At 62.1% G+C, this 11989-nt stretch carries 15 protein-coding genes; 8 read left to right on the top strand and 7 right to left on the bottom strand.

Features of this window, described 5'->3' with window-relative positions:
* The first annotated feature begins 3 nt into the window (after nt 1–3).
* From V1283_RS30990 to V1283_RS30980, 3 genes are all read left to right on the top strand, one after another.
* Nucleotides 4–474, top strand: a complete 471-nt coding sequence (locus V1283_RS30990) for a MarR family winged helix-turn-helix transcriptional regulator (protein ID WP_334390425.1) — start codon at nt 4–6, stop codon at nt 472–474.
* A gap of 84 nt (nt 475–558) precedes the next feature.
* Nucleotides 559–927: a nuclear transport factor 2 family protein gene (locus tag V1283_RS30985; protein ID WP_334390424.1), complete on the top strand. Its 369-nt coding sequence runs from the start codon at nt 559–561 to the stop codon at nt 925–927.
* A gap of 2 nt (nt 928–929) precedes the next feature.
* On the top strand, nt 930–1373 hold the full coding sequence (locus tag V1283_RS30980) for a hypothetical protein (RefSeq protein WP_334390423.1): 444 nt from the start codon (nt 930–932) through the stop codon (nt 1371–1373).
* Nucleotides 1374–1486: 113 nt separating this feature from the next.
* Here V1283_RS30980 and V1283_RS30975 read toward each other — a convergent pair whose 3' ends face one another.
* The 6 genes from V1283_RS30975 to V1283_RS30950 form a co-directional block, all read right to left on the bottom strand.
* Nucleotides 1487–3715 (bottom strand): ATP-binding protein, encoded by a 2229-nt coding sequence (locus V1283_RS30975; RefSeq protein WP_334390422.1) that lies wholly within the window; start codon nt 3713–3715, stop codon nt 1487–1489.
* A gap of 204 nt (nt 3716–3919) precedes the next feature.
* Nucleotides 3920–4492, bottom strand: coding sequence for a Fic/DOC family protein (locus V1283_RS30970; RefSeq protein WP_334390421.1), 573 nt, complete (start codon nt 4490–4492; stop codon nt 3920–3922).
* 8 nt (nt 4493–4500) lie between these two features.
* Entirely contained in the window at nt 4501–4731 is a 231-nt protein-coding gene (locus V1283_RS30965; protein WP_334390420.1) for a hypothetical protein, read from the bottom strand.
* Between the two features lie 69 nt (nt 4732–4800).
* The gene (locus V1283_RS30960; protein WP_334393235.1) at nt 4801–5313 is read right to left on the bottom strand and encodes an SRPBCC family protein; all 513 of its coding nucleotides are present in this window, start codon (nt 5311–5313) and stop codon (nt 4801–4803) included.
* Between the two features lie 26 nt (nt 5314–5339).
* Nucleotides 5340–5810 (bottom strand): SRPBCC family protein, encoded by a 471-nt coding sequence (locus V1283_RS30955; RefSeq protein WP_334390419.1) that lies wholly within the window; start codon nt 5808–5810, stop codon nt 5340–5342.
* Nucleotides 5803–6117 (bottom strand): ArsR/SmtB family transcription factor, encoded by a 315-nt coding sequence (locus V1283_RS30950; RefSeq protein ID WP_334393234.1) that lies wholly within the window; start codon nt 6115–6117, stop codon nt 5803–5805. Before V1283_RS30950 ends, V1283_RS30955 begins: the two co-directional genes overlap by 8 nt.
* A 119-nt stretch (nt 6118–6236) precedes the next feature.
* Here V1283_RS30950 and V1283_RS30945 point away from each other — a divergent pair, with 119 nt between their 5' ends.
* The 4 genes from V1283_RS30945 (at nt 6237) to V1283_RS30930 (ending at nt 10174) form a co-directional block, all read left to right on the top strand.
* On the top strand, nt 6237–7682 hold the full coding sequence (locus tag V1283_RS30945) for an LVIVD repeat-containing protein (protein WP_334390418.1): 1446 nt from the start codon (nt 6237–6239) through the stop codon (nt 7680–7682).
* A gap of 12 nt (nt 7683–7694) precedes the next feature.
* Nucleotides 7695–8249, top strand: coding sequence for a hypothetical protein (locus V1283_RS30940; protein ID WP_334390416.1), 555 nt, complete (start codon nt 7695–7697; stop codon nt 8247–8249).
* Nucleotides 8250–8507: 258 nt separating this feature from the next.
* The gene (locus V1283_RS30935; RefSeq protein ID WP_334390415.1) at nt 8508–9125 is read left to right on the top strand and encodes a LysE family translocator; all 618 of its coding nucleotides are present in this window, start codon (nt 8508–8510) and stop codon (nt 9123–9125) included.
* A gap of 71 nt (nt 9126–9196) precedes the next feature.
* The gene (locus tag V1283_RS30930) at nt 9197–10174 is read left to right on the top strand and encodes a DUF3592 domain-containing protein (RefSeq protein WP_334390414.1); all 978 of its coding nucleotides are present in this window, start codon (nt 9197–9199) and stop codon (nt 10172–10174) included.
* On the opposite strand, the gene V1283_RS30925 is transcribed toward V1283_RS30930, so the two are convergent.
* Entirely contained in the window at nt 10171–10974 is an 804-nt protein-coding gene (locus V1283_RS30925; protein ID WP_334390413.1) for an N-formylglutamate amidohydrolase, read from the bottom strand. The two genes, V1283_RS30930 and V1283_RS30925, sit on opposite strands and share 4 nt — an antisense overlap.
* Nucleotides 10975–11076: 102 nt before the next feature.
* Between V1283_RS30925 and V1283_RS30920 the strand changes: the two genes are divergently transcribed.
* On the top strand, nt 11077–11988 hold the full coding sequence (locus V1283_RS30920; RefSeq protein WP_334393233.1) for a transglutaminase family protein: 912 nt from the start codon (nt 11077–11079) through the stop codon (nt 11986–11988).
* Nucleotide 11989 lies beyond the last annotated feature (1 nt).

The following is an 11989-nucleotide window of genomic DNA, read 5'->3' as shown; positions in this document are numbered from 1 at the left end:
TACATGCAAAAAAATGCTTCTCACGCCGCGGGCCTGCACCGCGCCTCGCTCAGGAAGCTGCACGATTTGGATGCGGCGCTGGAGCTGATGTATTACGGCTGGCGTGGCATGACGCTCTCGGCCGACCAGTATCTCGCCACGCTCGGCCTCTCACGCCCGCACCATCGCATTCTCTATGTCGTCGCGCGACAGCCCGACATCTCGATCGGCGCGCTGATCGAGGTCCTCGGCATATCCAAGCAGGCTGTGAACCGGCCGCTAAACCTGTTGCTGCAGCGTAAACTCCTGACATCGAAGCGGTCGCCCGCGCAGCATCGCTCCAAATTGCTGCGGCTGACGGAAGCCGGAAAACGCACTGAGCAACGGGCATCGGGCCATGAGCGCAAGGTTCTGCGCGAGGCGTTCGATCGTGTCGGCCCACCCGGCGCTGCCGCCTGGATGGCCGTCATGGGGGTCATCGCCGACAACAACTGACAATATCCTAAGGTCAATATAGTTGACGTTAGGATCGCCCTGTGCCATCTCTTCCCGGCAATTGCATCGAGGGAGGGCGCAAGCATGAGCGGACAGACAATGGACCGCGCGGCGGCCGGACGCTTTGTCGAGGTGTGGTGCGCGAACTGGCGCAAGGTCGATATCGACGCGGTTGTTTCGCACTTCGCCGAAAACGCCGAGATGCGCAGCCCGTTGGCGCTCAAATTGACGGAGTCCCCGGTAGTCGCAGGTGCCGAGAACATCCGCGCTTACTGGCAAAGGGCTTACGGCGGCATCGAGAGCGCAGACCTGAAAATCCTGAACTGGAGCTGGGACGACACGATCGCGCGCCTGACGGTGTGGTGGCAACTGGGCGACAGCCGCGCCAGCGAGTTCATGGACTTCGACGGTGCCGGCCGCGTAGTGCGCAGCGAGGCCTTCTACGGAAAGTAGCCATGCGATTTTCGGATTTCGTCCTGCTCCTTAACGCGCTCTGGTTCGGCGCCGCGTTCATGCAGTTCAGCATCGCGCAGGGCAATACGCTGAAGATACTGGTGCCCCGGGAGGAGCGTGGCAATCCCATCGCCCCGACCTTGTCGGCGAGCGTGGCGTTTCTGGGCGCGCTCAATCTGCCGATCGGTCTCCTGTCATTGTATCTCCTGGTGTTCCGGCCGCCTTTCTTTGGGGTGTACGACGCGCAGCTTGCGTTATTCCTGTTCTTTGCCGCGTGTCACTTCAGTCAGTTCGCCTACAACCTTCCGGTCCTGATGCGTGGCGGACGGGTTGGGGTGGCTTATTGGCCCGTGTTGAGGGGGCCGATGCTTCGGATTTTTGCCATCGATGCGATGCTGTTCGTGGCGAATCTTGTTGTCGCCCTCCTGCTCGCGTCCCGGTCCTGATAGCGCAATCCTGTGCGCCGGCCGCTGCAGAGTGGGGCAGGGAACCACCTGCGCAGCCGTGACGTCATCCGGGCAGACTTGACCAATACGCTGTCTGCATACATTGCGGGCGGTCAAGTCGCCTTCAGCACCGAACGCAGCGTCGACGCCAGATCGTGCCGGCGGTAAGGCTTGTTCAGGATCCGCACGTCGCGGCCGCCTCCGTCGAGCGCGTCGACGGGATGCTCGGTGTGGCCGGAGGTCAGCAGGATCTTCAAGTGTGGCCGCAGGCGCGCGGCCTCCTTCGCAAGTTCTGTTCCGAACATGCCGCCGGGCATCACGACATCGGTGAACAGAAGATGGATCTTCTCGGGCCCGCGCAATATTGCGAGTGCCGCCGGCCCGTCGCGTGTCACGATGACGCGATAGCCGAGCGCCTTCAATTCGCCTTCGACATAGCCGCGCACCATGTCGTCGTCCTCGACAACGAGAATGGTTTCGCTGCCGGTCGGCTTGGCCTGCTGACCGGCAGAAGGCGCGACGCTCGCCTGGGGTGTTGCGACGCGGGGGAAGAAAAGCTTGACGGCGGTGCCGTGTCCCGGCTCCGAGCGTATCTGCATCGAACCGCCGGATTGCTGGGCGAAGCCGTAGACCATGCTGAGGCCGAGGCCGGTGCCTTTGCCCACCTCCTTGGTGGTGAAGAACGGCTCGAAGGCGCGGCCCGCGACCTCGGTCGTCATGCCGGTGCCGGTATCGGTCACGGCGACCATGACGTAATCGCCGGGTCGCGCCTCGCCGTTGACGTCCACATCGGCTTCACCGAGCGAGGTATTTTGCACCTCGACCATAAGCTTGCCGCCCGATGGCATGGCGTCGCGCGCGTTGAGCACCAGATTGAGCAGGGCGGACGCCAGTTGGCCGGGATCGACACTGGCCTGCCACAGGTTTTGATCAAGCCGGAATTCGCACTCGATATGTTCGCCGAGCGTCCGGCGCAGCAATTGCTCCATGCCGACAATTCTCTGGCCGATGTCGATGTTTCGCGGCATCAATGGCTGCTTGCGCGCGAACGCGAGCAGGCTCCGCGTCAGGTCCGATCCGCGTTCGGCGGCGGTCGCGATGCTTTCGGCGATGCCGTGCAGTTCCTTGTGTGCCGCCAGCTTCTCGGCAAGGTGCTCCGCATTGCCGAGGATGACGGTCAGCAGATTGTTGAAATCATGCGCCACGCCGCCGGTGAGCTGACCCATCGCCTCCATCTTCTGGGATTGGGTGAGTTTCTGGTTGAGCTCGTCGATCGCAGCGCGCTGGCGCTCGAGCGACTCGGCGGTGCCGTTGAGCAGCGTCATCAGTCCGCCCAGCTCGCCGCCCGGATGGGGCGGGGCGATCCGCGCGCTCAGATCGCCAAGTCCGAGTTTTGTCGCCATCGTGGCAAGGCGCCGGACCTGACGGCCGACGCTCATGGTCGCCAGCAGCCAAACGCCTGCGAACAGCAGCAGCGACGCTACCGCAAGGATCGCCAGATCCTCGTACAGGCGGCGATTGGCGGCGGCAACTAGACGGTCCTTGGATCGTCCGACCAGGATATAGAGTCCGGCATCGCGGCCCAAAGGCGAGCGGGCAACGGCCCAGACCTGGGTTTGGCCATCCCGATCGGTCACCTCGCGGAGAGGTTGGCCGTCCAGTTCGGCCGCAAACCGGAACAGCTCAGAGTTCGCGATCGATGCGCCGGTCGGTTCAGTCCAGTTCATGCCGTCGGGCGCAGCCAGGATGATCCCCTTCTTGTCGGCCAGCAGGATCCCGATTTCGTTCGACAGGCGCTTGTCGTGATAGTCCGCGAATTTCTGCAGATTGAACGAGGCGAGCAGGATGAACTTCAGCTCGCCGGATTCCGAGCGCACGGGGTATGCGATCTGCAGCACCGATATCCCGGTCAGCCGGCCGAACACGGGCTGCAGCGTGACGACGCCGTTGGCAACCAGGGCCTGCTTGAAATATTCGCGATCCCTGAGATCGAGGGTCCGGTTGGTTCGCAGCGAGTCGCAGAACAGGCTGCCGTCCGGTTTGATGGTCAATATGCCCGTGAACTGCGTGTATTCTTCGCGCACGGCCGACAGGAAGGCCGAACAGGCCGCCTTGTCGCTGGTATCGAGATCGCGGGCGCGGGCGAGGCCATAGTGAAGCTGGGCCGTGCCCTGAATTTTCTCGTCGAGATCGCCTGAGATATCGTTGGCGGTTGCCGACAAATTGGCCAGTGCGGCGTTGATATCGCTCGTGCGGTTCTGGACAAAGCGCAGTCCCACCAGGATGGCCGGCACCAGCATCGCGGCGATAACCAGTATCAATAGCCGGGTCCGCAGGCTCATCGGTTCGTCGTTCCGTGCTTCAATCAGCGTTTCTTGTTGCGACAAAATAACGTCCGGAATCTGCGTGCGAAGCCGCCATCTTCCGAAAAATCTGTGCTGGAATATCCCTTGGGCAGGTCTAAGTCCACTCGCGAACAGCCGCAGGGGAGCGGCGGTTCCCATTGTTGTCCCTACCTGCGGACGCAGAAGCGAGCCGCTGCACAATCACTCAATCAAGCCATGGACTACGTCGGCCAGCCGATGTTCGTCGCCATCGAAACTGGCGATCATCGCCGCCAGCATTTCGTCAGGATTCAGTTGCTCGATTTTGAGCGGATGGCCCGCATGGTCGGCCAGCAGGGCGAAGAAGGTGAGTTGCGACCGGCCGTTTCCTTCGCGGAAGGCATGGATGGCATTTAGCTCTGCCAGGAAATGCGCGGCCTTGTCTGCGAACGTTTGTGTATCGAGATTCCGAAGGTAATCCGCTAATCGCAAGTTATCGAACAGCCTGACGGCTTGGCCCTCGATGTTTTCGGGAAAGCAGAATGGATTGCCGCCCTTCGCTATCCTGACGGTACGAACCTGTCCCGCCCAGTGATAGACGTCTTGAAACAGATGGTGATGGATAGCCTTATAGTGTTCAAAGTCCATCGATCCGTCCGGTAGCGGCTCCTCCGCCCGGGCGTTGGAAATTTCCACCTCAAACGCATCGAGATCGGTCTGATCCTGCAGGTCTAGCTTGTTCACCAGCACCGTAGAGTTCTTGTAGGTGTAGGGATCTTCGATCGCATCATACATGCGGTCGGTCAGCCCTTGCGATGGCTGCGAATAACCGCGCGACGATATTCTTCTGCCGTGAGGCCTTTGCTTCGCGCATCGCTGGCGCGTTTTTTCATTGCCGGCGTGAGCTTGATACCCTCGACTTCGCTGATCTTGGCAAAACGATCGCCTCCGAGCACGAACCGGCCAGACTTGCCACCTTTTGCAACATTCTTCTGTTTCGCCATAGCTGCAAGATTACCACGAATCGTCGTCAATAGCACCCACGCCGTGCACTGGAATTAGCACGCTGGTGATGACGGGGAGAAGCGAGGCCAACCGCCTGCCTACGGCGTCCCGATGCCCATTTCCTTCAGCGCGGCCAGCATCCGCTCCGGCGGCGCCATCTTGATCGCCAGTGCCTGGCCGGTCTCCAGCAGGCTCTTCAGGCTGGACAGGATCGCGGGCCAGCCGGCACGGCCGCCGGACAGGATGTCGTCGCTGATGTCGCGGTCGTGCGATTGCAGCATCGTCAGCCTGACCACGTCGCCCGCGGGCTCGATCTCGTAGGTGACGAGCGTCGGGCCGAGCTTTTCCACCAGCGCCGGCCAGTTGACGTTCCAGGTGACGGTGAGGCGCTTCGGCGGATCACATTCGATCACCTCGCCGCCGATATGCACCGAGCCGTCAGGCGCGCGGGCGATGAAGGCGCCGCCGACTTTCAGGTCGGCCTCGATCGCAAAGCCGGAAAAATACGCCCGGCTGAACTCGGCCGTCGTCAGCGCCTGCCACACCTTCTCGGGCGTGGCAGCGATGTAGATGGTGTAGACGATCGCAGGTTTGAACTGGTCGATCTTCATGTTGGGGCTGGTCCTTCGATAGATCTTCATGACCGGGCGAGTTCTTCTTTGCCGAGCGCGGCCCGTGGGATCGCAAGCGGCTTTCCGGTTTCAAGCATGCTCTTCAGGCCGGACAGGATCGCCGGCCATCCCGTTGAGATGGCGCCGACCAGCTTGCTGCCCTCGACGAAGCCTTCATGGGTCACCGTCAGCTTCACGAGATTGCCATAGGGCTCGATCGTGAAGGCCACTTTCGTCGCGGGCTCGCGCATGGCCTCGTACAGCTCATGCTTGAACGTATAGGAGAGGCGCCGTGGGCGATCGGCTTCGAGGATCTGGCCGGTATCGGTGGTCTTGCCGTCGGTAACCAGCGCAAAGGGCGAACCGACCTTCCAGTCCGACTTCACTTCGGTGCCAAACCAGTAGAGTTTTGAGAACTCGCTGTCGGTCAGCGCCTCCCACAATTTCTCAGGCGTGGTCTCGATATACGTCACATAGACGAATTCCGGCTTACTCATCACGCTTCTCCAATTGCCGTTTCAACTCGCTGAGCGCTGTAAGTTTCCCGCGCTCGAATTTCTTGATCCAGCGTTCGCCGATCTGATGGATCGGAACGGGATTGATGTAGTGCAGCTTCTCGCGGCCATGCCTGAGCGTGGTGACGAGGTTGGCCGCTTCGAGAATCCCAAGGTGTTTTGTGACCGCCTGCCGCGTCATGGCGAGGCCGTCGCAGAGTTCGTTCAGCGTCTGTCCGTTTTGGGCGTGAAGCCTGTCCAGCAGCGAGCGCCGCGACGCATCGGCAAGCGCTTTGAACACTTCATCCATGGTGCGGATAATAGGCAACCAAAAGGTTGCATGTCAAGAGCTTGGTTTGGGCACAGCCCGCGGCTTGTGTTATCGTGCGCTCAGCCAACGCAGATTGGCCTTGAACAGTGGGGTGGAACATGAGCGGTCGCCTTAAACTCGCAGCCTTGTTTTCGATCTTTTTTCTCGCAGGCTCACGCATCGCTTGTGCGCAGCAACAAGTGATCGGCGCGCCGCCCGAAGCCCTCAACATGAAGCTGGTTGGAACCAACGACCTGCAGGCGCGCAGCGGCTATCAGCCGACCATCCATCATCAGGGCGACCGCTGGATCGCCTATATCGGCCATCACGGCGGCAGCGACGATATTCCGGCGCCGGTCAATCCGCAGACCGGCAAGGCGGAGCCAAACGGCACATCGATCGTCGATGTCACCGATCCCTCGCAGCCGAAATATTTGCGCCACCTTCCGGGCCAGGAAGGCAAGTATGAATCGGGCGGCGCGCAGATGGTGCGGATCTGTGACGGCAAGGCGCTGCCGAAGGGCGATCGCAACGCGGTCTACATGCTGCGGACTTTTGGTGGCGAGGCGCATGAGATCTGGAACGTCGCCGATCCTGCCAATCCCGTGTTGATCACGCGGATTGCCGGATTAAAGGACACGCACAAGAACTGGTGGGAATGCGACACCGGCATCGCCTTCCTGGTCTCGGGTGCGCCGGACTGGCGCACGCGCCGCATGACGCAAATCTATGATCTCTCCGATCCCGCGCATCCACAGAAGATTCGCGATTTCGGCCTTCCCGGCCAGGAGCCCGGCTCGACCGGCGCGGTGCCGACCGAACTGCACGGGCCGATCTCGACGGGCCCTTCCGGCAACCGGGTCTATTTCGGCTACGGCACCAACAAGGGCGGCTTCCTGCAGATCGTCGATCGCGAGAAGCTGCTCAATGGCCCGAAGGAGCCGACGCCCGATAATCTGAGGCTGCCCGAAATTTCGCGGATGCCGATGTCGGCAATGAACGGCGCGCATACGACGTTCCCGATGCTGGGCATGCCGATCGCGGAATTTGCCAGGGACAAGGATGGCAAGAACCGCGACATCGTCATGATCGTCGATGAGGCGATCCTGAACGAATGCAGCGAACCGCGGCAGATGGTGTGGTTTGCCGACGTCACGGTGGAAAATCGCCCGATGATGATCTCCAGTTACACGGTGCCGGAGGCGAGCGGGTCGTTCTGCGAGCGGGGAGGGCGGTTCGGGTCGCATTCCTCCAACGAGAGCATGGCGCCGATGTTCTACAAGAAGATGGCGTTCATCGCCTTCTTCAATGCGGGCGTGCGCGCGCTCGACATTCGCGATCCCTATCATCCCACGGAGGTCGGCTATTTCATTCCGGCGATCACGGCGGCGACAGACAAGCGCTGCGTCAAGGTCGACGAGAAGGATCGCTGCAAGGTCGCGATCCAGACCAACAATGTCGAAACCGATGAGCGCGGCTATGTCTACATCGTCGACCGCGCCAATACCGGCCTGCACATTCTCGAACTGACCGGCCCGGCGCGCGCCGTCGCCGGCCTTCGCTAAAGGACGCGAGCGATGCCTCGCTGGCCGCTCATTGCGTCAGCTGTCGTGGTGCTCAGTGCGTTGTCAGGCGCTGCGGCCTACCAGCATGTGGCGCCGCGGCAGGACGAACGCAATGGCGAGTGGCACGAGATCGCCTGGCCGTTTCCCCGCGACGGCTGGCCCGCGGGCAAGGCTTTTCGCTGCGGCGCGGCTGCGTGCGGCAGCGAGGTCGAAGTCTATGTTCGACCGAAAATGGGTTTCTGCAATTGCGACCGTGGCGTCGCCGACGATGATGAGGTCGATCGCGTCGCCGATCTCGACCTGATGAGCGAGCGTTTTGCGCCGCTTGCGCCGGGCGATGTCATCCGGATCGCCGATATGCCCGGGCGCATCCGGGCCTATGATCTCAATATGTCCGACGGCTTGCGTCACAGCGCCGTCGGAGTAGCGGTCTCGCGTCGCTGCGATCTGCTCGTTGCGGTCGCGCATGGGAGGGGTGGAGCGCCCGAAGTGCGGCGCGCGGCGCTCGACTTCCTGGCGCGTAGCGAAATGACGCGCTGGGCGATGGCTGCGATGGAAGGACGGTAGCTTTTCTCTAACCTCGCCCCGCTTGCGGGGAGAGGTCGGATTGCGAAGCAATCCGGGTGAGGGGGTACAGGTCTATCAATAGGCTTGAGTACTCGCGGAGAGAGCCCCTCATCCCGACCTTCTAAGAGCGAGCTTCGCTCGTCTCGACCCCGCAAGCGGGGGAAGGAGCAGAAGCAGTCGGCGAACGAGCACGCGCTGCTTCCATCCTCATCCCATCACATGCATAATGATCAAATCGCTGTCCCGCCGGAGTTCCCCATGTCCCTTCAAGCCTATCTCGCCTTTGTCGCCGCCTGCATCGCGCTGGCGCTGTTGCCGGGTCCGGTGGTGACGCTTCTGATTGCCAACGGCCTGCGGCACGGCACCCGCGCGGCGCTGATCAATTGCGCCGGTGCGCAGACCGGCCTCGCCATCGTGATCGGCATCGTCGCGGTCGGCCTCACCTCGCTGATGGCGACCATGGGCTACTGGTTCGACTGGGTGCGCTTTGCGGGCGCGGCCTACCTGGTCTGGCTCGGCATCAAGCTGATCCGTTCGCCGGTCGAAGGCGTCAATTCCGACGAGCCGCCACCGCCGCCGCGCGGCGGGTTCTTCCTGCAGGGCTTTCTGGTGTTGCTCTCGAACCCGAAAGTGCTGGTGTTCTTCGGCGCGTTCATTCCGCAATTCATGGACATGGAGAAACCCCACTTGCCGCAGGTGGCGCTGCTCGGGATCACCTTCATGGTGATCGCCGCCTCGACCGATGCGGTCTACGCGCTGTTGGCCGGCCGGGCGCGGCTGTTCTTCTCGAAGCAGCGCACGCGGCTGCTGTCGCGCGTCTCCGGCGGCTTCATGATCGGCGGCGGCATCTGGCTGGCGCTGACGCGGGCAAAGTAAATCCGTATGCGCGTTTGAACCCGCAGCGGCGGCATCGCGTCTAATCGCAAGCCGTCTCTGGGGGACAAGCCGTGCTGCCCGACCTGCCGTGGTTCGTTTATCTGATGCTGCTGGCCCCGCTCGGGCTGCTCCTTGGTGCCGGCGTCTACAAGACCCTGCAGGTGCGCGCCGCGCGCGAATGGCCGTCCACCGCTGGCAAGGTGGTGGTTTCGAAGACCGAGGTACGCAAGGTCAAGGTGATCGACAGCGACCGGGCAGAGGGGCATCGCTTCGAGGAGCGCAACTTCGCCGACATCGTCTACGAATATTCCGTCGCGGGCCGCAAGCTGCGCAACAACCGTGTCAGCATCGGCGAAGATCGCGGAAATTTCGAGGTCGCCGAAACCATCGCGAAATATCCGGTCGGCACCGTCGTCACCGTCTATTACAATCCGCGGTATCCGGACCAGGCGGTGCTGGAGCGCGACCTGCCGAAGGGTATGTGGGGCTGTCTCGGCATCGGCACGGCAATCGTGCTGGCGATCGTGTTCGGCTCGGCGATCGGCCTGCATCAGATCACCGAATTCGCATCGAAACATCTCACGAACTCCAAAGTGTCGCCGTTTGTCGTCGCCATGAGCGCGTTCGGATTTATGATTGCACTGTTCGGGCTGGCACTGCACCGCCAGGCTTCGCTGGCGAGGAAATGGCCGGTCGTGCCCGGCACCATCAAGTCATCGGGTCTCGAACAATTCATGTCCGCGCCGTCGGAGCCCGCCGAACGCAGCCAGCTCACGTTCCAGTCCAAGGTTTCCTTCGCGTATCGCTTCAACGGCATCGATTGTGTCAGCCAGCACGCCAACCTTGGCGGCAAGGTCTCGTCGACGTCGAGGGGGCTGGTGGAGCGCTTCGCCCGAAAATATCCCACCGGCGCCAAAGTCAAAGTCTACGTCAATCCGCTTAATCCGTCGGAAGCCGTGCTGGAGCCTCGCGCTAGCCACATCTGGATACTCTGGGCGTCCGTCACGTTTATCTGGGGCGTCGCGTATTATGCCGCGGTGCACGGCTAGGCGGAGAGCAATTGCTGCGCGCGCAGCATGGTTTCAATCTCACCCAGAATCCGCGCCAGCCGCTCCGCCCACGCCTTCTCTCCGGCCACATCGCTGATCAAATCCTGACGGATTTCTATTCCAGTGTTCATCAGCCCGCGCGCCTCGCCGTGGACGGGAATCGTGTAGTCGGTCTCGTCGCTGACCGCATAGGGCTCATTGTCGCCGACCACGAGATCGCCCTCGGCGCGCAGCAGTTTCAGCAAGAGCGGCGGCAGATGCGTGTCGCGGTGATAGAGCGTGCCGATATGCCAGGGCCGCGCGATGCCGGCATAGACGGGCGTAAAGCTATGCAGCGACACCAGTACCGTCGGCATGCCCGCGCTGCCGCGCTGGTCGATGATTTCGTCGATCCGCCGGTGATAGGGATCGAAGATCTCCGCGCGCCGCAGTGCGGCGACCTCGCGCGAAATGCCCTCGTTACCTGATATCGTCGTGGCCTCGCTGATGCGCGGAATCGAGCTTGCGACATGGGGCGGGCGGTTGCAGTCGATGACGAGCCGCGAGTAGCGCTGCACGATCAGATGGGCGTCGAGATGTTTTGAGAGTGCTTCCGCGACGCCGGCAATGCCGATGTCCCAGGCGATGTGCCGCACCAGTTCGCCCTCGGGCAGGCCGAGATCGCCGAGAATGCGCGGGATCAGCCTGCCGTAATGGTCACAAGTGAGCAGAAACGGCGAGCGCCCCGCCGCATTGTATTCGCGGACCGGAGGAACATCTTCGGGCTTAAGGAGTAGGGTTGTGTCGGCGGCGTCGTCCAAAGCGTTTTCCTTAGAGGAGTGCCTACCGAAGCGGCACCCCGATCTACAATTGAGCAGGATTCGGCCTAGATTAGTCGTACCAGAATCGATGATTGTGTGACGATGCCGCTCCTGACCATCAACCACAAGACTGTTTATTGCTACGACCGCCCTGTGGCGTTCGGCGAACACCGCATCATGCTGCGTCCGCGCGACGGCCATGATCTGCGGGTGCTGTCCAGCAGCCTCGATATCGAGCCGCAGCCGATGCGGCTGCGCTGGATTCACGATGTGTTCGGCAACTCTGTTGCGATCGCAACCTTCGACGAGCGCGCCGACACGTTGTCATTCACCTCGAAGGTGACGGTGGAGCACAATCCGGAGGAAGAGTTTGCGCTCACTCCGGATGATCCCGCCTATTTCTATCCGTTCCTCTACGACGACGAAGAATTTCCCGACTTGCAGCAATTCGTGACGCCGCAATACGGTGACCCAAATGGCGAGCTGTCGGCCTGGGCACGAAAATTTCTCGACGCCGAGGGACCGACGCCGACCTTCAATATCCTGAGCGGCATGACCCATGGCATCCGCGAGGCGTTCCGCTATCGCAAGCGCCACGAGCAGGGCACTCAGCATCCGCTCGACACGCTGCAGACCGGCTCCGGCACCTGCCGCGACTATGCGCTGTTCATGATAGAGGCGCTGCGCCGTCTCGGCATCGCCGCGCGTTTCGTGTCCGGCTATCTCTTCATTCCCGGCGACCGCGCGCATGGCTATGTCGGCGGCGGCTCGACGCATGCCTGGGTGCAGGTCTATTTGCCGAGCGCCGGCTGGATCGAGTTCGATCCGACCAACGGCATCATCGGCACCCGCGATCTGATCCGCGTCGCGGTGGCGCGCGATCCGCGCCAGGCCATCCCGCTGTACGGCGCCTATCTGGGTTCGCCTGACGCCTTCGCGGGGATGGAGGTTCACATCAGGGTAGTTTCGGTCGGCGACGAGCCGCGCGAAGCGCCGCTGGCGGAGGAAGTCTGAT

The organism is Bradyrhizobium sp. AZCC 2262 (assembly GCF_036924535.1).
Lineage (GTDB): Bacteria > Pseudomonadota > Alphaproteobacteria > Rhizobiales > Xanthobacteraceae > Bradyrhizobium.
This window is presented reverse-complemented; position numbering and strand designations above follow the sequence as displayed.

What these genes read in the sequence shown, in the direction of transcription:
- V1283_RS30980 (WP_334390423.1), top strand. Translation starts at nt 930, where the DNA reads ATGCGATTTTCGGATTTCGTCCTGCTCCTTAACGCGCTCTGGTTCGGC.
- V1283_RS30935 (WP_334390415.1), top strand. Translation starts at nt 8,508, where the DNA reads ATGTCCCTTCAAGCCTATCTCGCCTTTGTCGCCGCCTGCATCGCGCTG.
- V1283_RS30950 (WP_334393234.1), bottom strand. Translation starts at nt 6,117, where the DNA reads ATGGATGAAGTGTTCAAAGCGCTTGCCGATGCGTCGCGGCGCTCGCTG.
- V1283_RS30970 (WP_334390421.1), bottom strand. Translation starts at nt 4,492, where the DNA reads ATGTATGATGCGATCGAAGATCCCTACACCTACAAGAACTCTACGGTG.
- V1283_RS30985 (WP_334390424.1), top strand. Translation starts at nt 559, where the DNA reads ATGAGCGGACAGACAATGGACCGCGCGGCGGCCGGACGCTTTGTCGAG.
- V1283_RS30920 (WP_334393233.1), top strand. Translation starts at nt 11,077, where the DNA reads ATGCCGCTCCTGACCATCAACCACAAGACTGTTTATTGCTACGACCGC.
- V1283_RS30990 (WP_334390425.1), top strand. Translation starts at nt 4, where the DNA reads ATGCAAAAAAATGCTTCTCACGCCGCGGGCCTGCACCGCGCCTCGCTC.
- V1283_RS30960 (WP_334393235.1), bottom strand. Translation starts at nt 5,313, where the DNA reads ATGAAGATCGACCAGTTCAAACCTGCGATCGTCTACACCATCTACATC.
- V1283_RS30945 (WP_334390418.1), top strand. Translation starts at nt 6,237, where the DNA reads ATGAGCGGTCGCCTTAAACTCGCAGCCTTGTTTTCGATCTTTTTTCTC.
- V1283_RS30975 (WP_334390422.1), bottom strand. Translation starts at nt 3,715, where the DNA reads ATGAGCCTGCGGACCCGGCTATTGATACTGGTTATCGCCGCGATGCTG.
- V1283_RS30940 (WP_334390416.1), top strand. Translation starts at nt 7,695, where the DNA reads ATGCCTCGCTGGCCGCTCATTGCGTCAGCTGTCGTGGTGCTCAGTGCG.
- V1283_RS30955 (WP_334390419.1), bottom strand. Translation starts at nt 5,810, where the DNA reads ATGAGTAAGCCGGAATTCGTCTATGTGACGTATATCGAGACCACGCCT.